This window comes from Nitrosopumilus maritimus SCM1 (genome assembly GCF_000018465.1).
GTDB lineage: Archaea > Thermoproteota > Nitrososphaeria > Nitrososphaerales > Nitrosopumilaceae > Nitrosopumilus > Nitrosopumilus maritimus.
In genome coordinates this window covers 1222710-1244422 of the sequence record NC_010085.1, presented here as the reverse complement: position 1 = coordinate 1244422, position 21713 = coordinate 1222710, and the positions used below count along the sequence as shown (strand labels likewise).

The following is a 21713-nucleotide window of genomic DNA, read 5'->3' as shown; positions in this document are numbered from 1 at the left end:
ATGTATACTTGAATGTTGGACGTTAAAGAAAAAATTAAACCTCTTTTATGAGGGATTTTACTTTTGCAGTAAGGTCTGATGTCATCTCATCGTGTCCGTGGAGTTTTGCGTGCTCTGTTACTTTTTTCATCAACTCGTCTTCTGTTTCTTCTGTTGCACTCCATGAGCATTCTGAATGCACATGTGAGCAGCTAAATTCTTTTGCCATAATCTATAGCATGATATGAAATATTTATTTTTGTAGCATGTTTTTTCTATGGGATGAAACTTTGAGAAATTTCTCCTTGTTTTTAGAATTACGAGGACAAGATCTTAATCTGTATTTGCAGCATGGGCAAAACAATCCCTCCCAGTGAATAAAAATTTCACATGAATTGCATCTCTTTTGCCCTGCTGTATATCTGCCCTCATTGGAAGGCTTTTTGGCTTTGTACTTGTTGCAGATTCCATTACAGACTATGCCCAGTATTTCTCACCCATGATGTATGTTAACTAGAATACATGTTAAGTACCAGTCAACAAGAAAGCTTACCCAAAAATCCTCTTTGCATCAGTATTTTGATTTCAATCCCACACAACGTGTACCAGTTCTTTGAGATTTCTTCGTGGTTTTGGGAATTTTACCTGTTCAGGATACCCAATACACAGGACAGATGAGGGCGTCAGATCTGTTCCTATCACATCCATCACCTTTTGCTCGTCTAACATTCCAATCCATATGGAACTCAAGCCCAAGGCCTGTGCTGCCAATTGGGAATATGCAGCAGCCAATGTCGCATCCTGAATTGCAAATTTTTTCAAAATATGCTCTGGAAAGTCTAGCTTTACCCTGTCAGGATTTTTGCAAAACACCAGCACTAGTGGTGCATTAACATATGGCTGTTTGTTGCATGCTTCTATGAGCTCTTTTTTCTTTTGGGGACTCTTGATGTAAAATATCTCAAATCCCTGAAAGTTTCTTGCAGTAGGTGCAGTGTCTGCTGCGGCAATAATTTTGTCTACCTTTTCTGTTTCTACAATTTGCTTTTTGAATTTTCTTGTAGAGCGTCTCTTTGCCATTACTGCAAACAAGTCCGTATCGACAACTTCTGTAGGTGATGCCTTTAGAATTTCATTTAGAAGCTGATTTCTGATATTTGGATTCTCATCAACTTTTATTTTTGGCTCATAACCCTGAGGATAAATCTTCTTTGGATTGTCTTGCTCCAATAAACCCGATACTGTAATTATCTTATTTATTTATTCAAAAAGCAAATTAGATAAATACTGTAATGGTTAATCCCAATTTATGACAGTTGGAATTTACTTTGGCTCACAGACTGGCAAGACTGAGTTGGTATGTGCTAAGATAAAAAGCGAATTGGGTGATGCAGTTACAGACCCAAAAGACGTTTCTGAGCTTGGAGAAGATCCAAGTCAATTCCTAGAAATGGATGGACTCATTTGTGCCATACCAACATGGAATACTGGTGAAGATGAAAACAGATCAGGTACTGCTTGGGATGATCTGTTGGAAAAAATTGGCGAGTTAGACCTCAAAGGCAAACCCGTTGCAATATGTGGCTTGGGTGATGCTGCAGGTTATGCTGACAATTTTGTTGATGCAATGGAAGAGTTGCACAGGTATTTTCAAAAAGCTGGTGCAAAAATGGTAGGATATGTGAGCACTGATGGTTATACTTTCACAGGTTCAAAAAGCGTTATTGATGGCAAGTTTTGTGGACTGCCAGTTGATGAAGACAGTGAATCAGAACATACTGATGAAAGAGTCACAAAGTGGTGTTCCCAACTAAAATCTGAAATGGGATTGTAATTGAAATTATTTTCTAACAAATGATTTTCTACAACAAGCAATATTTGTGAATTAAGAAATACTTGTAAAACGGTATATGGGTGTAAACAAAGTGAGAATATTATGAATAAGACAGTTCCAATTGGCATAGGTATTGTAGTTGTTGCAATAATTGTTGGAATTTTCTATCTTGCACCCAATCTGTTTGTCGTTACAACAATGGACGTTCCTGAAGATCTTTTGCATGTGCAAATTGATGGTAAGATAAAACCATACGAGACACCACTCAATGCACCGCAAAGTGACAGAAAACCAGAATATGTGCTGATTCCTAACAAAATCTATTCAGAATTGCATGGTGCCATCCAAATTGCACTGTATAATGTAGGTACTCTGCCAGAAAATCTCCAACATGTCCAAGTTTCAGGATTCTATGATCCAGAAGCCCCTGACTGGTACTATCCAGAACAGGACAGGACAAAGCAGGTGATATTTGTCAATGATATTGTAGAGTTGGAACCCGTTGATCTTGGCAACAAATACACAACACAAGAACTTCGTGACAGATATGACCAAATACACAAAGAGTTTGAATTGCTAAAAGAAGAGTTTTCATCAGGCAATATGCCTCAAGAAAATTATCTATCTGCACTTCAGAGTCTGGCAGAGCATGAGGTAGAACTATTCCTGGACGTCAAGGAGCACACGTTTGAAAGAGATGAGATGACAGAGTACAACTTTTGGCATCGCGGTGTCATGAAGTTTCCAACAACATTGGAACAAGAAGTGACAAAACTAACCGTGAATTAAAAATGAAAACAAGGTATAGTCTGTTCAATCAGATCTAATTTTTCAAATGAAATTTGTCATTGCACAACTAGAAGTCAATTCCGTTTTGCAATTGTGATCAAAAACATTGGTAAGCTGTCAAGCTTACAGCTAATAATATCTGAGCACAAGAATACAAAAGCATGGAAACATGTCCAAAATGTTCAAATCTTGTTCAAAGAAGCGAGACAAACATCTCTCTACAAGCAGAACAGCCTTGGAGAAAGATTCAAGCAAAAATATGCTCTGGCTGTGATTTTGTAGAATTATTCCATAACTAATCATGAAAATCTTTAGAACGTGTATTCATTGTGGAAGAGAGTTTGCAAGCTTGTTTGAAAACATATGCTCAAACAAATGTGGAAAAGAGATTTCATGAATTGAAAACATCCAATTCTTGGAATTCCACTTTGTATTTTTTTAATTCCGTATATTCAAGACTGCGATTTTTGATTTCTCTTGCATTTCTTTGAGTTTTTGTGCCTGTTTTTGTAATTTTCTTCATTCATGGAATATCCACAATCGGGACAAACAACTTTCTTGGCTTTGGCATGAGATGTCATAAAATTGACCTAATTTGAAAAATGGTCACATATACTAGTTTGTCTTATTTTTGTCCTTTGAGAATTACCTCAAGATATTACTTGACACAGGTATGAATTTATTATGTATTTTTTATTGGGATTGACTGTGGCAAGACGCGTTACATTTGTAATTGACAGCTCTTTGGATAAAAAAATACGAACAATTCAAGCGCAATGGATGCAAAGAGACAAAAATCCTACAGCTATTCTGCAGTGATTAATGTGATATTGCGCAAATATCTGCAAAAACATAACTAAAATAATTTCTTGCCACAACATTGGCAAACTATGAGATTGGATTTGCCATTTGTCAAAACCCCTGTTGTAAAAACATCTCACTACATGTAAGCTTGGCAGCTTACCAATGTATATGATTTACAGTTGCGTATACTTCTCATGCAAGAGCACTGCTTCCCTAGACAAGAAGAAAATTATGAATCTGATATTCATAATGTTCTTGCATATTTTCCGCAAAAACTATCAAATCTATTTTCAAACAATTCAAAATCATCCTTACCACGTCACAAAAAATCATTTTACATTTTCTATGCTTTTTCTGCAATATCTGTAGTACTTCTCACATTGGGACTGTAGTGAGTCATCGTGGTAAAGCCAAATACAATCTATATTGTTGCAGGAATCATAATTGGATTTAGCATAGCATTTGCAATACTCTTACAGTCCCCTGAGATTCAAACAACTGTTGCAGACTCGTCTGACACTTTTCCAAAATTCAAAAACCCAAATCCGCAAACACTGTCTTATACTTTGATTGCACAAGATGCCGAAATTGAGGTGTCTCCTGGAGTCAGGGCCAAGGTTTGGACGTACAATGGAACGGTTCCTGCACCAACGCTTAGATTCTCTGAGGGAGATGACGTTACCGTAAAATTTGTAAATGATACTCCATATGCACATACCATTCATTTTCATGGAACCCATGATTCTGCAAATGACGGAGTCTTTCCAATGATAATGCCTGGAGAGGAATACACGTATCACTTTGTAGCAGAAGAAGCAGGACTGTTCATGTATCACTGTCATGCATTTCCTACGTCCGAGCATGTTAGAATGGGCATGTTTGGCACCATGATAATTGATCCTGCAATACGTCCAATGGATCCTGCACGTGAATACTTTTTTACTTTAAGCGAATTTGATCCAAATAACGCATTGGAGCATTTTACTGAATTTTATCCAATTAATGGATATGCCGGTCAGTACATGGATAATCCAATACGAGTTGTTTCAGGAGAATTGACCAGATTTTATGTTGTAGGTATTGGGGGAGTTTTACAGTCACCGTTCCATGTTCACAGCACAATCATGAAGGTGTACCCGTCAGGAATACTGTGGAATGAGCCATACTATGCACAGACACATCTGATAGGAAACGGTGACACTGCAATAATTGAAGCTACATGGACACAGCCTGGAATGTACCTCTTCCATGTACATGGAATACAAGAGGAACGTGGCTCCATGGCAATGATTGAAGTGCTTGAGGATGCATCATCATTATCAGACGTTCAAAGACCAAGCAACAACAAGGGAAGCTATTCCATGGTAGAGTGGCAAGAAGACCTAATCAGAACTTTGGAGCAACCACAGCTAATCTCATATGAAAACTTGGGAGAGTCTGCTGCCATATCATCTGAAAAAGTATCTGCTGACAAGGTATCAATTGTAAAGGATTCCTGGAATCCTGAAATCACAGAGTCATATGATCCTATTGCAATACAAGTTGACTCTGGTACTACCGTAACGTGGACAAATGATGACTCTGTAGTGCATACTGTAACTGACAATGAAAATTCATTTGACTCTGGATTCATACAGGCAGGAAATACATGGAGCTACTCCTTTGACAATCCAGGAGAGTTTGATTACATCTGTACTTTGCATCCTTGGATGAAAGGTACAATTAGCGTGAACTGACTTTATCATCATGAGCGCCACAGATGAATTACGTGCAGATCACATTCAGGTAAGAAGACTAGAAAAGATTGTCTTCAAATGTGCTGAGGAATTAAAAAACGGGGAGGACATTCCGTTTTCTGATCTTACAAAAATCACCATTGTAATATCTGAATTTGTTGATACAATTCACCATTCCCGAGAAGAGGACTCTTATTTTCCGTGCGTGGCAAGTCATGATTCTCTAAAAGATGAGATTCACAAATTTCTAGTAGAGCACGAGTTTGGAAGAAACGTTGCAAAGAAAATTCACCATCATTTGAAACGATGGAAGGCAGGAGAAGATGCACGAGAGTCAGTGTCAAGGTATCTCAAAACATATGCAGTATTTCTAAATGATCATCTAAACAAAGAGAACAAGTTCTTTGATGATGCAGAAGAAAAAGTACTTTCAGAACAAGAAGAGATAGACATGTACGAGCAGTACCGCTCAATTTTTGCAGTTGTAAAAAAAGTTGAGGACATGATTAAGGAAATTGATTATCTGGAATCCTGTCCGTGGTATCAAAAGTAAAATGTTTCCTGTCTTAGTTGAAGCTCATTTTCAACTAGTTTTTTTAGTGTATATCAGATGATCATACATGGAAGATCTTATTGATGAGGCAGCAGACTATGTTCTGGAATTAGCAAGTCCTCAGAGACTGAACATTTTATTCAAATTGCTAAGTAAAAATTTAACACCTTCTGAATGTGCCAAGGAAGTCGACTCAACAAGACAGGAAGTGCACCGAAATTTTGCACGTCTTGAAAAAAATGGACTGGTAAAAAAAACTCTTGACGGAAAGTACACTCTGACAACGTTTGGCAAGAGCATCTGCACGCAAGTGCCATCGCTGGTATTTCTTTTACAAAACAGAAAATATTTTGAGGGCCATGACTTTGGTGATCTTCCACACAAATTCAACATGCGTTGCGGCCAGCTTGCAATGAGCACTCATGTCAAAGGCGTATCAAAAGTCATAGAGCAATGGAAAAATATCTACAAGAATTCTGATGAGTATGTCTACGAGGTAATTGCAGAAGTGCCTCTGGATATTATTGAGCCGTTGGTAAAGCAAGTTAAGAAAGGCGTAAAATTCAACTATGTCTTTTCAGAGTCCACAATAGTTCCAAAAGGAAGAAAGGCGTTATTGAAAAAACTGGGCTTTGACAAATTGCTTGAGGCAGGGCTAGTTGAGAGAAAAATGATATCTAACATACAGACATCGCTTGTACTAAACGAAAAGGAGGCATGTGTCATGTTTCCTGACAACGAGGGCGAGTCTGACATTACTGAAATGTTCTATTCAAAGGATCCAATGTTTCACGAATGGTGTCTTGACTATTTCAGATACTGCTGGTATGGCTCTGACGTATTCCAGGAAAGCAAGCTAAAAGAATAAAAAAATAGTTTTGCTAGACGAACATTCCGCTAGCAACAAGGTAGGCGCCTACGCCCATTCCCATCACTGCTCCCATTCCCATGCATATGAGATCAAACTTTACGACCTTCTTGAATGGGGCGTGAACCATCTTATCCCAGTTTGAGATTTGTTGTGTTTTCATGTTTGTGATAAGTTGTAGAGTCTCATAGAGTCTGGTAAGATGTCCTCACTACAAGTAAGCTAAACAGCTGACCAAGGTATATGATCACATTATGCATATCAAAACCATGCGAGAACATTCTTCCCTAGACCAGACCGGCTGTGAGTCTTTTTTCTCACAATGTTCTCGTATCTTTTCTTTCAAAAAATCAAAACACTCTGCTAGAAAATTCGCTTTGGCCAGACCGCGTTACAAAAAGTCATTTTATGGATTCTATCTGATTTCAGCAGCATTGATTGTTATACTTTCTGCAATGCTATGATCTACAAAATTCTTGATTTTGCAATAATTGCAATAGGGCTGATGTTTTTTGCAGGTATTGTTTCATTTGAGTACAGTACAATTGGACTTTCAGAGCCTATACTATCTCTTCCTTATGAATCAAAACAGTTTTTTGATTTTCTGATTTGGCCTTTGATAATTTTGTTGGTGTTTGATCTGTACTTCAAGTATAACAAGGTAAGGGATCCAAAAAAATTTGTAAAAAAATACTGGATTGACATTGTAATGCTGACCTTGATTCCAATTTTTTCTGCATTCAAGTTTTTGAAAATAGGAATAAGTATAATTAAAAAATTAAAGACAGTAAAAATGGGAACAAAAGTTGCACATAAAACAAAAAAATCGTTAAGAAAGTGATTCTCTTGCTTTAGCAATAATCTTGTAATAGTCTGCTTCTGGCTCAGTACTGATTAACAATAATTCTTTTTTTTCAAGAGGAATAGTAATCATTGTAACTTTATCATATTCAATCACTGCTGATTTTTCATTACCTATCTTGTATGATAGATTGGTATGCTTTTCAGACCTATCCAGCGTATAATGAATTGACATCATCATTTCGTCTTTGCTAAGAAATTTCTCTTCAGGATTTTTGGAAATGCTTGCAATTAACTCACTTTTTGCATTTGTAACCCCACAAAATCGAATTTTAGAGTCAAAATGTAAAATATCCTTGCAAATCCTTTCGTAATCCATTTACCATTCTACTTCAAATTTCTATTAAAACATAGATCGTGCAAGTTTGACATGTGGTACAAATACCAAATTATTAATCATAATTAAAATACTCATAACTTCCATACGATACATGGGTTCATTTGTAAGCATCAGTACAAAATTAATTTTTTTAGTGCTTGCAATTAGCATAACATCCATTGCAGTAACTACTGGGCTGGCATACAATTTTGCAGATTCAATTATCAAAGAAAATTTCAAAGAATCACTCAAAGATGAATCTGAAACTAGAGGAAATACAATAGCCTCAATCATTGAATCAAGAATTGACAAGTTGGGAAACTTTGCACAAAACGAATCCCTTGTTAGTTCATTTGATGTTTTAATTCCTGTGTTGGATGATGTTTCCTTTAACAGGGCTTTAGAAGAGCAAACCCCACTACTGCACCATGAATTTCACTCATTCCAGTTAAATGAGTTTGAAGCAGGTATTCGTGATCTTCAAATTATTAACATGCGAGGAAAGCCCATTTTTTCATTAAACGAGCAGGTTGACCCTCTGAAATATGTTAAAGGAAACTACAAGGTATCAGAACCCACTGTAGAGTTTGTACAATCTTTAGATAAATCGCGCATTATGAAAATCTCATTACCCGTTTATTCTGATTCTGGAAAGCAAGAAGCAGTAATGATTGCAACAATGGGAACTTCGATTTTTGACGACATTTTGATGAATAGATTTGGCTTACATGATACAGGAGAAGTGTACCTTGTTAATCATAACAGAATGATGATTTCAGAATCAATATTTCTGGAAAACACTCCTTTTAATCAAAAAGTAGATACGTTTGCTGTCTCAGAATGCTTTGAGAACGGAAACAATGTAGAAGCATCAGAGTATACTGATTATAGGAATGTGGATATTTTTGGATACTCTTATTGTAAACCTGATTTAGGATTTGTTTTGCTTACAGAAGTGGATGAAGCAGGCATACTCAAACCAATAACTGAACTACAAACTAACATAGTGATTGTTGGAATTAGCCTCATAATTGTTGCAAGTATAGTCACATTTGTTCTCTCAAAGAGAATCTCAAAACCCATCATCAAATTACGTGATGCATCAAAACAACTATCTGCAGGCAACTTTGAGGTCAGAACAAATATTCAGACAAATGATGAGATTGAAGAATTATCTACATCATTTGATAACATGGCAAAGACTTTGCAAGAGACAATATCTGCAATTGGAAAACGAGAAAATATTATCAAACAACAGCAAGATATTCTCTTAAAGTTCTCTGAACAAAAAAGAGAAGGATATGTGTGTCTTGTTGACTTGGTAGGGTCACTCAAGTTGACACAAAATCTTTCTGATGATAAGAAAAAACGCTACACTGAAATCTTTACAGAGTCTGTTCTTCCAATTATCAAAAAACACGAAGGAATACCAATCAAAATCATAGATGATGCAATCTTGTTCTACTTCCCAATCTCTGCTGATAATCTGGAATCTCTATCAAATACTTTGAATTGTTGTCTAGAGATTACAAAGCTAGAGCATGAACTCAATGAGAAAACAGCTTCTGAAAACCTTCCTGGACTAGCGTATAGAATCAGCTCTGCATTTGGGTCAGTAAATGAATCTAAGACCTCTGATTCAAAATTGGATGATATTTTTGGAGAGCCTGTAAATGCTGTCTTTAAGATTAATCAGTACGCACTGCCTAATACTGTAGTAGTAGATCATTCTATCTATGAAAAGGCAAGTGAATCTGGTTTTGAATTTACCAAAATTGCTAGAAGTATAATCAAAGGTTTGGAATTTACTATTTTTGTGGTATCCTCCAAGTTCTAAATATTTTAAAATTAACAACTGACGATTACTGCGTTTTTTCCAGTTGTGAGAGTTTTTGTTAAATTAACTTGTTATTTGTAAAATGAATGTAAATTCTCTAAAAATCCAACGGGATGTACTTGTTTTGTTTTAACCAGTCTACTTGAGGCAATGTATATCTCCATAAAATATCTCCTCTTTGTTCCTTGCCAAATTCCCAAGGCGCAATGATTACCACGTCGTTGTCTCTGATCCATACCCTTCTTTTCAGCTTACCTCTTATCCTTCCTCTTCTTGCTATGTTGTCAGAGCATTTTACCATGACATTTTCTCCGCCCATCATTTTGATAACTCTGCCAAACATCTCCTCCTGTGTTTCAGGAAGTTTGATCTTTTTTAGAGCACTTTCGTTTTTTATTTGGCGTTTTCCCATGTTTGCAACAGTCCTCTAGTTTAATTAACACTGTTTATGGAAAAAACAGTAAATTATGTTTTGAAATTTAATTTCCATACATTAGCTTACAAAAGATTAACTTGTTTTACTCCAAATTATATTTGATGAGTGTTTCAGAATATCTGGTAAAAAATTTAATCAACATATTTGAAAAAGATGAATTACAAGTCATTCAAGCCAACTGTACTGGTTTTGAAAATCCTACTGATGTTGAAGGTGTGGCACCTGATGTGATCTGGTGGAATCCTCACAAAGAGCTGTATCATATTGGAATCGTGGCGGATTCTCAAACAGTCTCATCTGATTTAACTAAACAAAAAATCTTAACCCTGTCTAAACTAATGATGGGACGTGGTGCTTCTGAAGGCAAACGCCTGCCGTTTGTAATTGGTGTTCCACCTGAAGCAAGTAATGCCGTAGACAAGACATTTCAAGAAAATGAGATCAACTCTCAAGGAAACGCTCAAAAAATCATACTTTGATCATGACTTCTATTACATTTAGAGAGCCTCGAGTTGATGACGCTAACAAGATTTGGGAGTTGGTGCAAAACAACAAGCCTCTTGACGAGAATTCTAAATACCTCTATGTGCTCTTGTGCCACCAATTTTCAAAAACATGCGTAGTTGCAGAATATGATTCAAAAATTGTTGGATTTCTTTCAGGCTTTATCTCTCCAAAAAACCATGATACCCTCTTTGTCTGGCAGGCAGCAGTAGATGACTCGTATAGAAACAAGGGCGTGGCAAAAGAGCTTGTCTTTAAAGCATTTTCTCAAACGGATTATGATGTTAGATTTGTAGAGGCTACCGTCACTCCTTCTAACAAGGCATCTTTGAAATTTTTACAAAACTTTGCAGCACAACTGGATGCTGATTTTGTAAAGACTCCGTTGTTTTCATCAGATGTGTTGGGTGATGGCCACGAGCAAGAAGATCTAGTAAGGATTGGTCCTATTCAAAAAAGTCTTTTGGAGGTTACCGCATGAAACAAATCAACACAATTGAATCTCAGGTGAGATCCTACTGTAGGGCATATCCTGTAATGTTTGAAAAAGCAAAAGATCATCTCTTAATTGACAAAGACGGAAAAAAATATTTTGACTTTCTTTGCGGTGCTGGGTCATTGAATTATGGACACAACAACCACATACTCAAAAAAGAAATCATTGATTATCTGAACGAAGATGGCATCACCCATAGTTTGGATCTTGCAACAAGATCAAAAGAAGATTTCTTGAATTCATTTTCAAAATACATTTTGGAGCCAAGAAATTTGGATTACAAATTACAATTTACTGGCCCTACTGGCACTAATGCTGTAGAGGCGGCATTTAAAATTGCAAGAAAAATTACTGGCAGAACAAAAATAATTTCTTTTACAAACGGCTTTCACGGCGTAACGCTGGGAGCGCTTGCAGCTACGGGAAACAGTCATCATAGAGGTGGTTCTGGAATTCCTCTAAATGATGTCGTGTTTATGCCGTATGATGGTTACATGGGAAAGAAACTAAACACAATTGATTATCTTAGACGCTTACTAGAAGACAACAGCAGCGGAGTTGATCTTCCTGCAGCTGTAGTCTTAGAAACTGTTCAAGGTGAGGGTGGAATTAATATTGCAAGCTCAAAATGGCTTCAATCATTACAAGAACTGTGCAAAGAATTTGGAATTTTGGTGATAGTTGATGACATCCAAGTCGGCTGTGGAAGAACTGGAAGCTTTTTCAGCTTTGAAGGGATGGGGATAGAGCCAGACATGATAACCTTGTCAAAATCACTTAGTGGTTTTGGATTGCCATTTTCATTACTGCTGTTAAAGCCTGGCATAGACAAATGGGAGCCTGGTGAACACAATGGCACGTTTAGGGGAAACAATATGGCTTTTGTTACTGCAAAAACTGCCATTGAGCAATACTGGGCAAATGATGATCTTGAAAAACAAATTGCCACAAAATCTAATATTCTAAAACATAGGTTAGAGGAAATATCCGATGAATTTCCTTCTTCAGATATTCAGGTTAGGGGGAAGGGAATGGTGTATGGTATTGATTGCATACTAGAAGATTTGGCTAGCGAAATTAAACAAAAATGCTTTGAAAACGGTCTGATATTGGAGACATGCGGTCCTGATGATCAGGTTGTAAAACTTCTTCCACCTCTGACCATTTCCGAAAGCAATCTGACAAAGGGGTTGGATATTTTGGAAAAAAGCATCAAAGAAGTTATGCAAGAATCTGATTTTGATAAAAAATTGACTATGGTGACTGTGCAAAAATGATTGTCCGTAACATTGACTCGTTGCATGATGCAGAAAGAAAAGTCACTTCTGATAATTGGTCTAGCACAAGACTGTTGCTAAAAGATGATGGGATGGGATTTTCGTTTCACCAGACAACTGTTTTTCCCAAAACAGAAACAAAGATTTGGTACAAGCATCACCTCGAAGCTGTGTTTTGTCTGGAAGGAGTCGGCGAAATTGAAGAAGAAGACGGGACTAGACATGAAATTCATCCAGGAACAATTTATGCATTAGACAAACATGACAAGCATGTACTACGCGCATTTTCAGAAATGAAGATGATATGCGTCTTTAATCCTCCACTTGTGGGTCCTGAAACTCATGATACCCAAGGAGTGTATCCATTATTAACGGAGAAGTAAAATGTATCAAAATAACACTGAAATGGATTTTTATCCAACAAGAATGAATTCTGAATCAAAAATTATCCCAAGGACTGATCCTGTGGTATATCCAAGTTCTTTAACCTCTTTGACTAGGAAACAAGAGGATTTTTTTGAGAAAAACGGATATCTTGTATTTGAGAATCTGTTTTCTATAGATGAGGTGACTGCATTACTTGATGAACTAAAGGCATTGTCAAAAGATGACTCTAAAAAAGAACTGCCTCAATTCATCTTGGAGGAAACAAAAAAAGATGTACGTTCCATATTTGAAATACATAAACTAAGTGAGATTTTTAGCAGACTTTGCAAAGACAGTAGACTTGTAGATGTGGCTCAGCAGCTTTTAGGAAGCAAAGTGTACGTACATCAATCCCGAGTTAATCTGAAACCTGGATTTGATGGAAAAGAGTTCTACTGGCATTCGGACTTTGAGACGTGGCACTCTGAGGATGGCATGCCAAACATGCGTGCTGTCTCGTGCTCTGTCAGTCTTACAAAAAACTATGAGTTTAACGGTCCTCTGATGGTCATTCCAGGATCTCACAAAGAATTTGTCTCGTGTTCTGGTACAACTCCTGACAAACACTACAAACAATCCCTAAAAAGACAAGAGATAGGTACTCCTGACAAGAAAATCCTTGAGGATATGGTAGAAAAAGGAGGAATTGTATCTGCCAAAGGTGATGCAGGCTCTGCAATATTCTTTGACTGCAATATCATGCATGGCTCTAATGGAAATATTTCCCCTTATCCGCGAAGCAACGCGTTTATTGTATTCAATAGTATTCACAATAAACTAATCACACCATTTTGTGGATTGGAACCTCGCCCCAACTACATTGGATCCAGAGAGTTTTCTGTATTGGATCCTATAGAAAACTTTCTAAACTAAACTTGAAACGCATGTGAGAAGAAAATGGCTTTAGAAATCCATGCAATAATATCAATTCTAGTTACTGTTGTTGCCATTGCATCTGCAAAACTTGTTGATTTTTACAAGTTCAAAAAGCTAGAAGGATCCTACAAGGCACTAGTCGTCATTATATTGTTAATAGTTATTGCAGAGGGAATCTATCTTTCAATAAATTTTGATCTTCTAACGTATGCCTTGGAGACTGTAACGTCCCTTAGTGCAATACTGATTTTTGCAGCATTTGTGTATCTCAACAAATTACAAAATGCCGCATCTGGCATAAGCATAGCATTAAGCACAAACATTCATGTCGGTTCCAAGATTGAAATAGAAAATCGCAAAGGAACTATTCTCAAGCTGGGTTTGACAAAAACAATAATTGAGATTGATGAAGATAAAAAAAGAATCTGGATTCCAAATAAAAAATTTGACGAGGTTCTTGTTTCAATTTCTCGCAAAGAACAAAAACCCTCTACGATTAATCTAGAAAATAAAAACTAGATTTCTTTGAGTTCTGACAAAGATGTTTCAATTTCTTTCTGTTTTGCGGTAAGTTCGACAATTTTATTTGTTAACTGCAAATTGTAAGGATTGCTTGTTTTAAGCTCTTCGTATTCTGAAAGGAGATTCTTGTATTCGTCCTGCAAACTTTCGTATCTTTTTATTTTTTCAAATTCATTTTGAGACATCTTACTGTGTTATTCCAACATCAATGCTTTTGATGTATTTGGCAGCAAATGGTCTTACTAGTTTTATTATTTTTCTAATTGTAACTGTGCTTATGTTGGTTACCTTTGAAATTTTTGCCATGGACTTTGGCTCGTCATAATTTATTGCAGAAAGATACACAGCTGCAGCCGTAATCCCAAGAGGTCTTTTTCCTACATGTATTTTTTCTTTTTTGACATCGTTGATTATTTTTATTGCAAGCCGTTTTGTTTTTTCACTGACAGACAATGAGTTGGCAACCTGCGTCACAAAATCTGTTTCTGAAGGATCAATTTTCAGGTCCAGATTTTTTACAAGACGTTTGTATGCTTTTGACAACCTTCTTCTGCTGATGTTGGACACTCTTGTTGTATCGTCTGCACTTCTCGGAATTCCAAGTTGCTTGCATGTCACATAAACAGAGCCTGCTACCATTGTATGAATTGAGCTTCCTCTTATGAGGTTCTTCTCCAGTGCCTTTCTGTAGATATATGCTGCATGTTCTTTTGCGTTTTCTGGAATGCCCAAATTACTTGCATATGCGTCTAGTATTGAAAATGCTTTTACAAGATTTCTTTCGGCTCTGTCAGACTTGCTGCGTGAATCCCACAATCTTAGTCGTGAAAAATGCCTTTTTGCATCACTGTGCAGTTTTTGTCCTGCAGAATCCTGGTTTTTCTTTGAAATCATTGATGTCTTTGACATGTCTGAGATTGCAATTTTAGTTGGAGGGCCGTATTGAGTTCTATTCATAAAATCTTCTTTTGTATTGGCAGGTAAACCGTTTGAACGGTCAATAGTTTTTTCAACAATAACTGTACCACAATCACTGCAGCAAATCTCACCTGTAGTGATGTCTGTAATCGGAGATGTGTGGTTGTTCTTAAAACAATATTCCAGAACTTGCTTCATACGTTTAATTTCCCATCAAATCATATTATACTTCATACCGTTTTGAGCTGAAAATCAAGTTATTAGCTGAAATGTTATGCATTATTGAAATTTTTTCCAATATGCACGTATCTCATAAATTTCATTGATGTATTTTTTAAATTGAATCGAGATTGATGCAAAGAGAGTGTGTCTTGGGTAATATTCTAGCTCCTTGCATCAAAATCGTAATAACAGTATTACAAAGTTTGTTTAAAAATTATTGCATTAATAATTCACAGATATTTTTATCGATGGTTTTATAACATGTAAGGTGATAATATTTTGCCAACATGAAAGAATTGGCAATAGGTAAGATCATACGAGCACACAAATTTTCAAATCCCAATGTCGTCGGGAAGGTTTTTTGATCATATCATGAGTTCACAAGAAATCAAATGTCCTAGATGTGGAAAAAACGCGCTAGTCACTGATGTTGAATCGTCAGAAATATTTTGTTCAAATTGCGGTATTGTGGTTGAAGAGAAAACTAATGACCGCAGACCCGAAAGAGCATTTGCAAATTCAACTACCGATAAATCCCATACTGGCGACAAGACATCTTTGACAAGACATGACAGGGGACTTAGCACTGTGATTAACCCCTTTGACAAAGATTCTGCTGGAAGTCCCTTGTCTGCGTCAATGAAATCATCCATGACACGACTCCGGAAATGGGATAATCGAAGTCGCATAAAGACCAATGATGACAGAAATTTGCAACAAGCACTGCTGGAATTGTCAAAAATGAAAGAAAAATTGTCCTTGTCTGACGCAATTGCTGAAAAAGCATCGTACATCTATAGAAAGGCACTGGAGAAAAAACTGGTCAAGGGGCGTTCTATTGCATCTCTTGTTGCAGCTTGTCTTTATGCCGCATGCCGTGAATCAGAAGCTCCCAGGACACTCCGAGAAGTTGCAGCATCCATAGGAATTAAACGCAAAGAAATCTCTGCAACATACCGGCTCATATTCAAAGAGTTAGACCTTAAAATGCCCGTAATTGACTCTGTCTCCTGTATTGCAAAAATTGCAAGCAATGCAGAACTGTCTGAGAAAACAAAAAGATATGCCATAAAAATTCTAAAAAAGGCAGAAAAACAAAACATGTCTGCAGGGAAGCATCCTATGGGACTGGCTGCCTCTGCATTATACCTGGCGTCAATAGATTTGGAGGAATTTAGGACTCAAAAAGAAATTGCAGATGCAGCGGGAATCACAGAGGTTACTGTCAGAAACAGATGCAAAGGTCTCAAACAAATGATCTAAGTAAAACATCAATACCTCTGAAATGTGTTACATCGTAATACTTGATTAGATCTTAGCCCATGGAACTGATGTTGCAAATCTTGCCTAAAGAATTCTATGGATAGTTTTTTCTGCCAATCTTCCATTTCTCGAGTCTTTTTCTTTCGTATTCCTCCAAATCCCTATTTTTTGTCATGCTTACATTACGCTGGCATCACCTATAATCCCCATTCAACAAAACACTTGAAAATCAACACTTAAGCTTATGAAACAATAATAATGATTCTTGCTCAAAAAAGGTATGGATACATCGTATTTGCTTCTTACATGTGCGGTCAACAAGAACATTGAAGTTGCAAATTCTATCCAACAACTTTCTGGTGTAGAGGAAGCGACACCTGTCCATGGCGCATATGATTGTATTGTAAAAACTGAACTACCGCATGACAAACTACACAAACTAGTTCTATCCATTATCCGTCCTATGAGAAATGTACGTAGCGTTATTACATTACATGATGCACCATCTACAGTGATTTAGAAAATGTTTGGAAAGTCTAGACTTGACATCTATATTCTTGATGATGCTATAATTGTAAAAAACCAGAACAACGACACAAAACAGTTTCCACGATGCGGTATTACTAAAATTCAATCATTTGTTTTAGACATGGCTAAAAAAGGCCAGTTAGACGAACTGTTATAGTGAATTTAAGATCATCACAAGCACTTTAAAGAAGACGTTTCCTCTTTTTATCATGGTAGACTTTGAATACACATCTGCAGAATTTTTAGAACTTGCCAGCGAAATTAGATTAAAAATTTTATTTGATTTGATTCAAAAACCATCAAGACTTACTACGTTGGCAAAAAAATACAATGTATCGCCCCAGGAAATACACAGAAATTTTGAACGCATGGTCAACTCTGGACTGATAAGAAAACAAGAGAACAATTTCTACACACTTACAACTTTTGGAAGATCAATTAGCACTCAGATACACTCATTTTCATATTTGTCTCAAAACAAGAAATATCTGCAAACTCATGACTTTGGAAACATTCCTCCAAAATTCCTGCGACGCATAGGTGATCTTAGCAATTCAAAGGAAATTGTAGGCGTATCCAAGGTGCTTGAAACATGGAAGAAAATCTACAGGACGTCTGATGAGTATATCTTCAACATATTGTCAGAAACTCCCTTGGATCTGATTGAATTGATGATAAGACGTGTAAAGCGTGGCGTAAAGTACCGTCATATCATCTCTGAGAATGCGTCAATTCCTGCAGGGCGCAAGAAACTCTTGGAGAAATCCGGCTTTTATCCATTGCTGGAATCCGGAAAGATCGAAAGAAGGATGCTAAAAACAGTTCAGGTGTCTGTAATTCTAAACGAGCATTCTGCAGGATTGATGTTTCCTGATTTGAGTGGAAAACCAGACCTGCGTTCCATGTTCTACAGTCAGGATGAGGCATTTAGAGAGTGGTGTCTGGATTATTTCAAACACTATTGGAACATATCAGATGCATTCAAGGAGTTTAAATTAAAAGAATAAGCTGAAAATATCTCATTTAGCTTACGACATGCTATATTCTAAAAGATTCCTTGTTATCCTATGGACAAGCTGTTTGATCCAAACATGTCTTATCTTTCATGTGAAGAGAACATCAAGAATTATTTAAAAAAACTTTCAAACGAGCAGTTAAAGATATTTTATGAAAACGTAGAGTATACCCCGTTTCCAATATTGTTGATGCAAGAGTACAAAAAAAGATTCTCAAAACAAAAGAGGAGTTAAGTCTTGAGCGCAAAAACACAAACACATAAGAGAATCAAGAGCCAGAAGCTTTTTGACACATGCAAGCTGGTGGGTAAATGGAAACGAATCGACAAATTACTGCCACCTAATTACACCTCATTAGAAGATGGAGCTTCAGTGGAACTGTCAATCATAAAAGCAAACTATACAGAGTCATTTAGTTTTAAGAAGAATTCTGACATTGTAATCAAAGACAGCATCCTGGAATTCTTTGAAGAGGATATGTTGTATTGAGAATTGTCTGACATTTACTTAGCAGTAATATCACTAGCCATAACTGCAGTGCTATATTTCATTACAAGACAAGTCATCAATAACAAACTACAAGATCTGCAAGGCTCAGACAAATTGCTGGGAATGCTGCTAATCTTCATTACTCTGGGGGAGGCAATATATCTTGGAACTACTTTTGGACTTTTTGATCTAGCCCTTGAGGTAATCACGTCAATTGGGGCAGCCGCAGTAGTGATAGGAATTGCATTACAAAATCAATTAAAAAACATCATTTCAGGAATAGGAATATTCCTTAATCCTCAAATTAACGTAGGGGATAAAATAGAGTTTGATTATGTTCGGTGCCAAATTACCGGTTTGCATCTGACAAAGGTAGTTGCTGTGACAAATGACGGCAGTAAAATCATAATCCCAAATCACAAGCTAAGCGAAGAGATGGTGGAAATTTTCCCAAAAAAGCGTCACGTAAGCTAATATGTGTAAATTCAACATACCAGCTTAAGAGGTATTATTACAAGTAGAACACAAGCAAACTCATGCACAGTTTGATGAAGTATCAGTCAGAGTTTGACTATGCAAATTTTGGAACACATGATGTTGACGAACCATTAAGTTTGACATTTGCCAACAATGAAATTCAAATATCAAAAACAAATACGAATCAATTTCAATACATGCGAATATCTTCGGATTCACATATCAGACATGCATTGGATGTGGGGGATGATGTAAAAATTCACATTTGTCCTATGCTGCCCCTAAATGTACCTGAACCGATAACCTCGTTGCTGTATTTGGATCTTCAAAACCCGATACTTGTTGGAAAATCTGTAAGTGCAGAGATATCACTAAAGTGTCCAATTGAGATAGGCGTCTTTGCAAAGACTCCTAAAGAGGATGTACTGGTAGATTCTTTTTCATGTGATCCTCTGTTATCAAAATTTGCACTTTATGGATTGCCAACTGACGGGGATTTTTGTAAGTATTCCAAGATTGATGACAAAGAAAAAATCAAGCCATACCATCACGCAGTAGTAAATGTCAAAATAAAAAACAACTTGGATCATGCAGTCAAAGTCGGAAAAATAGTATTTGATGCATCTTCTCAAAACGTGTACTATTCAAATAACAAAATCATTGTCGACTCTATTTCTATGGAGATAAATGATGAGAAACATGCAACTCTTACCGTCAGTCCTTGTTCTGATAATCTAGAGAAATCATTGCGTACAGTTCCAGAAAAATCACAACCATTTGTAATGGATTCGGGGTATGATTAATGGTGCTGGAATTTCTTGACCAATACTCATTTGACATATTGGGAAACACGATTGGACTGGGTCTAGTAGCTACGTCATTGGTTTTTTTGTTGGCAGGATTTACAATCGCGTCAATCTCAAAATCCGTTTTTACAAAGAAATTTGCATCAAAATTGCCCGAGCATACATCAAAAAATATTGGGAAATTGCTGTACTATGGTATAATTTTGCTCTCCTTTGCAGGTGTAATGACAAGCACAGGAATAGATCTTAGCGGTCTATTGGTGGCAGGAGGTATTTTTGGAGTGGTCATTGGATTTGCCACACAATCAGTCGTATCCAACTTAATTTCAGGCATATTCTTAATGATAGAAAAGCCACTCAAGCATGGCGATACAATAGAAATTCCAGACATGGATGTGCTTGGAACTGTATTGGACATTACAATGTTCTCCACAATGGTCAGAAAGTTTGATGGAACAACAATGCGAATTCCAAATGACAAAGTATTCACGTCAAGAATTCGAGGATTTTCTTCAACAAATGCAAGACGTACATCTGTCTCAGTAGGAATCAGCTATTCTGCAAATACCAAGAAGGCAATTTCCAAATTGAAACAAACTTTGAATGAAAAAATGCCCTATATTTTGGCAAAACCCGAGCCGGAAATACATGTTACAGAGCTTGCAGACAGCAGTGTGAATTTACAAGTTATGGTCTGGCATCACAGGGATCACTGGGGCAAAGTCTATCCGGAATTGTGTGAGGTAGTAAAAACTACTCTTGATGAGAACGGTATAGAAATTCCATTTCCTCAAAGAGTCGTAGAAATTCACAACAAGAATTAATTTTTAAAATATGTTCTTTGTGATGGAATAATCCTGATGAGATTTTGGCCTGAATTCCAAACAGCTAAAAGTATCCCTTTGTGGGATGTCCAAGTTACAATCGCTTATGGGATGTATAGAAAGGGACATGGCGTTTTTTTGAAAACGGCATCAACTGTACTGTTGTAGTACATTTTTTCAGCATGTGTTCCGATTTTTGATTTACTCATCACAATTAAATCCGCGTTTTGATCTTTTGCATATTCAATGATTGATTTTGATTCCAAATCACTCTTGATTATCTTTGAGCTTGAAGGAATGCCAAATTTTGCTGCTTCTTTTTTCAGCCTTTCATGATGTCTCTCAGCTTTTTTCTTTTCCTTGGCAATCTCGCGTTTATCAGACTTTGTCTTAAAGAATCCAAATGTCGCCTTGTCATGTACACACGATAAAAATAGAATCTTTGAGTCATGCTTCTCAATTAGAGGCAGCACTTTTTTGACAGCCTTTTCGCTACTAGGTGTTGCATCGTATGGAACTAGAATTTTTTTGATTTTTATTACCATGAACATAATTTATGATGATTCTATTTAATACTTGGAGAAAAAAAATTACTTAACGGCCAAATTTTGTTTCAAGTTCTGAGAGTCGCTTGGCAGATGAATTGATTTTTTTGAACAGTCTTTCATTTTCTTTACATATTTTTTGACGCTTTTGCTGTATTCTTCTAATCGAGTCTTTGCTCAGTTTTTCTAATCCTGACATGGAGATTACAAGAGTTTGCAGCTTCTTGAGATTTTGTTTTAGTTTTTCAGAATCTTTTAATAAGATCTGTTTTTCATCTTTAATTTTTTCTCTTATGTTTGAATGCTTTTTGTTCTGATTCTGCTTGTTTTTTCTTTGTTTGGATATGTTTGTGATCTTAGGGCTTCCATGATTCTTTACTAATCGTTTTTTGTCAATTCCTAACGGATTGACTCTCACCTTTCTTTTTTTAGGCACGCGTAACACGTGTCCTGGTTTAATTCGTGGATTTTTTATATTCATTATTGTAATGTGAAAAATTGTTTATCT

33 protein-coding genes are annotated in these 21713 nt (G+C 36.6%); 23 read left to right on the top strand and 10 right to left on the bottom strand.

Annotation, left to right across the window (positions count from 1 at the left end):
* Positions 1-34 precede the first annotated feature (34 nt).
* From NMAR_RS07280 to NMAR_RS07270, 3 genes are all read right to left on the bottom strand, one after another.
* Positions 35-208, bottom strand: coding sequence for a DUF1059 domain-containing protein (locus tag NMAR_RS07280; RefSeq protein WP_148680201.1), 174 nt, complete (start codon positions 206-208; stop codon positions 35-37).
* Between the two features lie 104 nt (positions 209-312).
* The gene (locus tag NMAR_RS09810) at positions 313-450 is read right to left on the bottom strand and encodes a hypothetical protein (protein ID WP_187146529.1); all 138 of its coding nucleotides are present in this window, start codon (positions 448-450) and stop codon (positions 313-315) included.
* Positions 451-564: 114 nt separating this feature from the next.
* Positions 565-1209: a nitroreductase family protein gene (locus tag NMAR_RS07270; protein WP_012215740.1), complete on the bottom strand. Its 645-nt coding sequence runs from the start codon at positions 1207-1209 to the stop codon at positions 565-567.
* 79 nt (positions 1210-1288) lie between these two features.
* Here NMAR_RS07270 and fldA point away from each other — a divergent pair, with 79 nt between their 5' ends.
* The 3 genes from fldA to NMAR_RS09805 all read left to right on the top strand — a co-directional run bounded on the left by fldA (position 1289) and on the right by NMAR_RS09805 (position 2901).
* Positions 1289-1813 (top strand): flavodoxin FldA, encoded by a 525-nt coding sequence (fldA, locus tag NMAR_RS07265; RefSeq protein ID WP_012215739.1) that lies wholly within the window; start codon positions 1289-1291, stop codon positions 1811-1813.
* 102 nt (positions 1814-1915) lie between these two features.
* A complete protein-coding gene (locus tag NMAR_RS07260; RefSeq protein ID WP_012215738.1) occupies positions 1916-2602 on the top strand; it encodes a hypothetical protein in 687 nt (228 codons plus the stop codon).
* Between the two features lie 161 nt (positions 2603-2763).
* On the top strand, positions 2764-2901 hold the full coding sequence (locus NMAR_RS09805; RefSeq protein WP_187146528.1) for a hypothetical protein: 138 nt from the start codon (positions 2764-2766) through the stop codon (positions 2899-2901).
* Between the two features lie 92 nt (positions 2902-2993).
* On the opposite strand, the gene NMAR_RS10040 is transcribed toward NMAR_RS09805, so the two are convergent.
* Positions 2994-3125, bottom strand: coding sequence for a hypothetical protein (locus NMAR_RS10040; RefSeq protein ID WP_274377688.1), 132 nt, complete (start codon positions 3123-3125; stop codon positions 2994-2996).
* Between the two features lie 475 nt (positions 3126-3600).
* On the opposite strand from NMAR_RS10040, the gene NMAR_RS07255 reads away from it, so the two are divergent.
* From NMAR_RS07255 to NMAR_RS07235, 5 genes are all read left to right on the top strand, one after another.
* The gene (locus NMAR_RS07255; RefSeq protein WP_148680200.1) at positions 3601-3798 is read left to right on the top strand and encodes a hypothetical protein; all 198 of its coding nucleotides are present in this window, start codon (positions 3601-3603) and stop codon (positions 3796-3798) included.
* Between the two features lie 9 nt (positions 3799-3807).
* On the top strand, positions 3808-5142 hold the full coding sequence (locus NMAR_RS07250; RefSeq protein WP_012215737.1) for a multicopper oxidase domain-containing protein: 1335 nt from the start codon (positions 3808-3810) through the stop codon (positions 5140-5142).
* Positions 5143-5152: 10 nt separating this feature from the next.
* Entirely contained in the window at positions 5153-5695 is a 543-nt protein-coding gene (locus tag NMAR_RS07245; RefSeq protein WP_012215736.1) for a hemerythrin domain-containing protein, read from the top strand.
* 67 nt (positions 5696-5762) lie between these two features.
* Positions 5763-6563, top strand: coding sequence for a helix-turn-helix transcriptional regulator (locus NMAR_RS07240; RefSeq protein ID WP_012215735.1), 801 nt, complete (start codon positions 5763-5765; stop codon positions 6561-6563).
* A 460-nt stretch (positions 6564-7023) separates the two neighbouring features.
* Positions 7024-7404 carry a hypothetical protein gene (locus NMAR_RS07235; RefSeq protein WP_012215734.1) on the top strand — a complete coding sequence of 127 codons (381 nt, stop codon included), beginning with the start codon at positions 7024-7026 and terminating at the stop codon, positions 7402-7404.
* Here NMAR_RS07235 and NMAR_RS07230 read toward each other — a convergent pair.
* Entirely contained in the window at positions 7393-7743 is a 351-nt protein-coding gene (locus tag NMAR_RS07230; RefSeq protein WP_012215733.1) for a DUF6659 family protein, read from the bottom strand. The two genes, NMAR_RS07235 and NMAR_RS07230, sit on opposite strands and share 12 nt — an antisense overlap.
* Positions 7744-7855: 112 nt before the next feature.
* Here NMAR_RS07230 and NMAR_RS07225 point away from each other — a divergent pair, with 112 nt between their 5' ends.
* Positions 7856-9580 carry a cache domain-containing protein gene (locus NMAR_RS07225; protein ID WP_012215732.1) on the top strand — a complete coding sequence of 575 codons (1725 nt, stop codon included), beginning with the start codon at positions 7856-7858 and terminating at the stop codon, positions 9578-9580.
* A gap of 97 nt (positions 9581-9677) precedes the next feature.
* On the opposite strand, the gene NMAR_RS07220 is transcribed toward NMAR_RS07225, so the two are convergent.
* Positions 9678-9992 (bottom strand): translation initiation factor eIF-1A, encoded by a 315-nt coding sequence (locus tag NMAR_RS07220; protein ID WP_012215731.1) that lies wholly within the window; start codon positions 9990-9992, stop codon positions 9678-9680.
* A gap of 125 nt (positions 9993-10117) precedes the next feature.
* On the opposite strand from NMAR_RS07220, the gene NMAR_RS07215 reads away from it, so the two are divergent.
* The 6 genes from NMAR_RS07215 to NMAR_RS07190 are packed head-to-tail and all read left to right on the top strand — an operon-like array spanning position 10118 to position 14114.
* Positions 10118-10495 (top strand): hypothetical protein, encoded by a 378-nt coding sequence (locus tag NMAR_RS07215; protein ID WP_012215730.1) that lies wholly within the window; start codon positions 10118-10120, stop codon positions 10493-10495.
* Positions 10496-10497: 2 nt separating this feature from the next.
* The gene (gene ectA, locus NMAR_RS07210; RefSeq protein ID WP_012215729.1) at positions 10498-11001 is read left to right on the top strand and encodes a diaminobutyrate acetyltransferase; all 504 of its coding nucleotides are present in this window, start codon (positions 10498-10500) and stop codon (positions 10999-11001) included.
* A complete protein-coding gene (gene ectB, locus NMAR_RS07205) occupies positions 10998-12293 on the top strand; it encodes a diaminobutyrate--2-oxoglutarate transaminase (protein ID WP_012215728.1) in 1296 nt (431 codons plus the stop codon). Before ectA ends, ectB begins: the two co-directional genes overlap by 4 nt.
* Positions 12290-12676 (top strand): ectoine synthase, encoded by a 387-nt coding sequence (locus NMAR_RS07200; protein WP_012215727.1) that lies wholly within the window; start codon positions 12290-12292, stop codon positions 12674-12676. Before ectB ends, NMAR_RS07200 begins: the two co-directional genes overlap by 4 nt.
* Before the next feature lies 1 nt (position 12677).
* Complete coding sequence (gene thpD / locus NMAR_RS07195; protein ID WP_012215726.1) at positions 12678-13592, top strand: ectoine hydroxylase; 915 nt, start codon at positions 12678-12680, stop codon at positions 13590-13592.
* 24 nt (positions 13593-13616) lie between these two features.
* A complete protein-coding gene (locus tag NMAR_RS07190) occupies positions 13617-14114 on the top strand; it encodes a mechanosensitive ion channel domain-containing protein (protein WP_012215725.1) in 498 nt (165 codons plus the stop codon).
* Here NMAR_RS07190 and NMAR_RS07185 read toward each other — a convergent pair.
* A complete protein-coding gene (locus NMAR_RS07185; RefSeq protein WP_148680199.1) occupies positions 14111-14302 on the bottom strand; it encodes a hypothetical protein in 192 nt (63 codons plus the stop codon). The genes NMAR_RS07190 and NMAR_RS07185 overlap by 4 nt on opposite strands.
* A gap of 1 nt (position 14303) precedes the next feature.
* On the bottom strand, positions 14304-15233 hold the full coding sequence (locus tag NMAR_RS07180; RefSeq protein WP_012215724.1) for a transcription initiation factor IIB: 930 nt from the start codon (positions 15231-15233) through the stop codon (positions 14304-14306).
* 396 nt (positions 15234-15629) lie between these two features.
* Between NMAR_RS07180 and NMAR_RS07175 the strand changes: the two genes are divergently transcribed.
* The 8 genes from NMAR_RS07175 to NMAR_RS07140 all read left to right on the top strand — a co-directional run bounded on the left by NMAR_RS07175 (position 15630) and on the right by NMAR_RS07140 (position 20660).
* Positions 15630-16520 carry a transcription initiation factor IIB gene (locus NMAR_RS07175; protein WP_148680198.1) on the top strand — a complete coding sequence of 297 codons (891 nt, stop codon included), beginning with the start codon at positions 15630-15632 and terminating at the stop codon, positions 16518-16520.
* Between the two features lie 280 nt (positions 16521-16800).
* On the top strand, positions 16801-17040 hold the full coding sequence (locus tag NMAR_RS07170; protein WP_148680197.1) for a hypothetical protein: 240 nt from the start codon (positions 16801-16803) through the stop codon (positions 17038-17040).
* Between the two features lie 3 nt (positions 17041-17043).
* On the top strand, positions 17044-17205 hold the full coding sequence (locus tag NMAR_RS09800; RefSeq protein WP_187146527.1) for a hypothetical protein: 162 nt from the start codon (positions 17044-17046) through the stop codon (positions 17203-17205).
* A 52-nt stretch (positions 17206-17257) separates the two neighbouring features.
* Positions 17258-18055, top strand: coding sequence for a helix-turn-helix transcriptional regulator (locus NMAR_RS07165; protein ID WP_012215721.1), 798 nt, complete (start codon positions 17258-17260; stop codon positions 18053-18055).
* 246 nt (positions 18056-18301) lie between these two features.
* On the top strand, positions 18302-18553 hold the full coding sequence (locus tag NMAR_RS07155; RefSeq protein WP_148680195.1) for a hypothetical protein: 252 nt from the start codon (positions 18302-18304) through the stop codon (positions 18551-18553).
* 3 nt (positions 18554-18556) lie between these two features.
* Positions 18557-19027, top strand: a complete 471-nt coding sequence (locus NMAR_RS07150; RefSeq protein WP_148680194.1) for a mechanosensitive ion channel domain-containing protein — start codon at positions 18557-18559, stop codon at positions 19025-19027.
* Between the two features lie 74 nt (positions 19028-19101).
* Entirely contained in the window at positions 19102-19833 is a 732-nt protein-coding gene (locus tag NMAR_RS07145) for a DUF432 domain-containing protein (protein WP_187146526.1), read from the top strand.
* Complete coding sequence (locus NMAR_RS07140) at positions 19833-20660, top strand: mechanosensitive ion channel family protein (RefSeq protein ID WP_012215718.1); 828 nt, start codon at positions 19833-19835, stop codon at positions 20658-20660. The genes NMAR_RS07145 and NMAR_RS07140 overlap by 1 nt, the downstream gene beginning before the upstream one ends.
* Before the next feature lie 104 nt (positions 20661-20764).
* On the opposite strand, the gene NMAR_RS07135 is transcribed toward NMAR_RS07140, so the two are convergent.
* Both NMAR_RS07135 and NMAR_RS07130 read right to left on the bottom strand, forming a co-directional pair.
* A complete protein-coding gene (locus NMAR_RS07135) occupies positions 20765-21205 on the bottom strand; it encodes a universal stress protein (RefSeq protein ID WP_148680193.1) in 441 nt (146 codons plus the stop codon).
* A 49-nt stretch (positions 21206-21254) separates the two neighbouring features.
* On the bottom strand, positions 21255-21686 hold the full coding sequence (locus NMAR_RS07130; RefSeq protein WP_148680192.1) for a hypothetical protein: 432 nt from the start codon (positions 21684-21686) through the stop codon (positions 21255-21257).
* Positions 21687-21713: the final 27 nt, after the last annotated feature.

Excerpts from the sequence above, each read along its gene's own strand:
- NMAR_RS07280 (WP_148680201.1), bottom strand. The coding sequence starts at position 208 with ATGGCAAAAGAATTTAGCTGCTCACATGTGCATTCAGAATGCTCATGG.
- NMAR_RS09810 (WP_187146529.1), bottom strand. The coding sequence starts at position 450 with ATGGAATCTGCAACAAGTACAAAGCCAAAAAGCCTTCCAATGAGGGCA.
- fldA (WP_012215739.1), top strand. The coding sequence starts at position 1,289 with ATGACAGTTGGAATTTACTTTGGCTCACAGACTGGCAAGACTGAGTTG.
- NMAR_RS07260 (WP_012215738.1), top strand. The coding sequence starts at position 1,916 with ATGAATAAGACAGTTCCAATTGGCATAGGTATTGTAGTTGTTGCAATA.
- NMAR_RS09805 (WP_187146528.1), top strand. The coding sequence starts at position 2,764 with ATGGAAACATGTCCAAAATGTTCAAATCTTGTTCAAAGAAGCGAGACA.
- NMAR_RS10040 (WP_274377688.1), bottom strand. The coding sequence starts at position 3,125 with ATGAAGAAAATTACAAAAACAGGCACAAAAACTCAAAGAAATGCAAGA.
- NMAR_RS07255 (WP_148680200.1), top strand. The coding sequence starts at position 3,601 with ATGCAAGAGCACTGCTTCCCTAGACAAGAAGAAAATTATGAATCTGAT.
- NMAR_RS07245 (WP_012215736.1), top strand. The coding sequence starts at position 5,153 with ATGAGCGCCACAGATGAATTACGTGCAGATCACATTCAGGTAAGAAGA.
- NMAR_RS07240 (WP_012215735.1), top strand. The coding sequence starts at position 5,763 with ATGGAAGATCTTATTGATGAGGCAGCAGACTATGTTCTGGAATTAGCA.
- NMAR_RS07235 (WP_012215734.1), top strand. The coding sequence starts at position 7,024 with ATGATCTACAAAATTCTTGATTTTGCAATAATTGCAATAGGGCTGATG.
- NMAR_RS07230 (WP_012215733.1), bottom strand. The coding sequence starts at position 7,743 with ATGGATTACGAAAGGATTTGCAAGGATATTTTACATTTTGACTCTAAA.
- NMAR_RS07225 (WP_012215732.1), top strand. The coding sequence starts at position 7,856 with ATGGGTTCATTTGTAAGCATCAGTACAAAATTAATTTTTTTAGTGCTT.
- NMAR_RS07220 (WP_012215731.1), bottom strand. The coding sequence starts at position 9,992 with ATGGGAAAACGCCAAATAAAAAACGAAAGTGCTCTAAAAAAGATCAAA.
- NMAR_RS07215 (WP_012215730.1), top strand. The coding sequence starts at position 10,118 with ATGAGTGTTTCAGAATATCTGGTAAAAAATTTAATCAACATATTTGAA.
- ectA (WP_012215729.1), top strand. The coding sequence starts at position 10,498 with ATGACTTCTATTACATTTAGAGAGCCTCGAGTTGATGACGCTAACAAG.
- ectB (WP_012215728.1), top strand. The coding sequence starts at position 10,998 with ATGAAACAAATCAACACAATTGAATCTCAGGTGAGATCCTACTGTAGG.
- NMAR_RS07200 (WP_012215727.1), top strand. The coding sequence starts at position 12,290 with ATGATTGTCCGTAACATTGACTCGTTGCATGATGCAGAAAGAAAAGTC.
- thpD (WP_012215726.1), top strand. The coding sequence starts at position 12,678 with ATGTATCAAAATAACACTGAAATGGATTTTTATCCAACAAGAATGAAT.
- NMAR_RS07190 (WP_012215725.1), top strand. The coding sequence starts at position 13,617 with ATGGCTTTAGAAATCCATGCAATAATATCAATTCTAGTTACTGTTGTT.
- NMAR_RS07185 (WP_148680199.1), bottom strand. The coding sequence starts at position 14,302 with ATGTCTCAAAATGAATTTGAAAAAATAAAAAGATACGAAAGTTTGCAG.
- NMAR_RS07180 (WP_012215724.1), bottom strand. The coding sequence starts at position 15,233 with ATGAAGCAAGTTCTGGAATATTGTTTTAAGAACAACCACACATCTCCG.
- NMAR_RS07175 (WP_148680198.1), top strand. The coding sequence starts at position 15,630 with ATGAGTTCACAAGAAATCAAATGTCCTAGATGTGGAAAAAACGCGCTA.
- NMAR_RS07170 (WP_148680197.1), top strand. The coding sequence starts at position 16,801 with ATGGATACATCGTATTTGCTTCTTACATGTGCGGTCAACAAGAACATT.
- NMAR_RS09800 (WP_187146527.1), top strand. The coding sequence starts at position 17,044 with ATGTTTGGAAAGTCTAGACTTGACATCTATATTCTTGATGATGCTATA.
- NMAR_RS07165 (WP_012215721.1), top strand. The coding sequence starts at position 17,258 with ATGGTAGACTTTGAATACACATCTGCAGAATTTTTAGAACTTGCCAGC.
- NMAR_RS07145 (WP_187146526.1), top strand. The coding sequence starts at position 19,102 with ATGAAGTATCAGTCAGAGTTTGACTATGCAAATTTTGGAACACATGAT.
- NMAR_RS07140 (WP_012215718.1), top strand. The coding sequence starts at position 19,833 with ATGGTGCTGGAATTTCTTGACCAATACTCATTTGACATATTGGGAAAC.
- NMAR_RS07135 (WP_148680193.1), bottom strand. The coding sequence starts at position 21,205 with ATGGTAATAAAAATCAAAAAAATTCTAGTTCCATACGATGCAACACCT.
- NMAR_RS07130 (WP_148680192.1), bottom strand. The coding sequence starts at position 21,686 with ATGAATATAAAAAATCCACGAATTAAACCAGGACACGTGTTACGCGTG.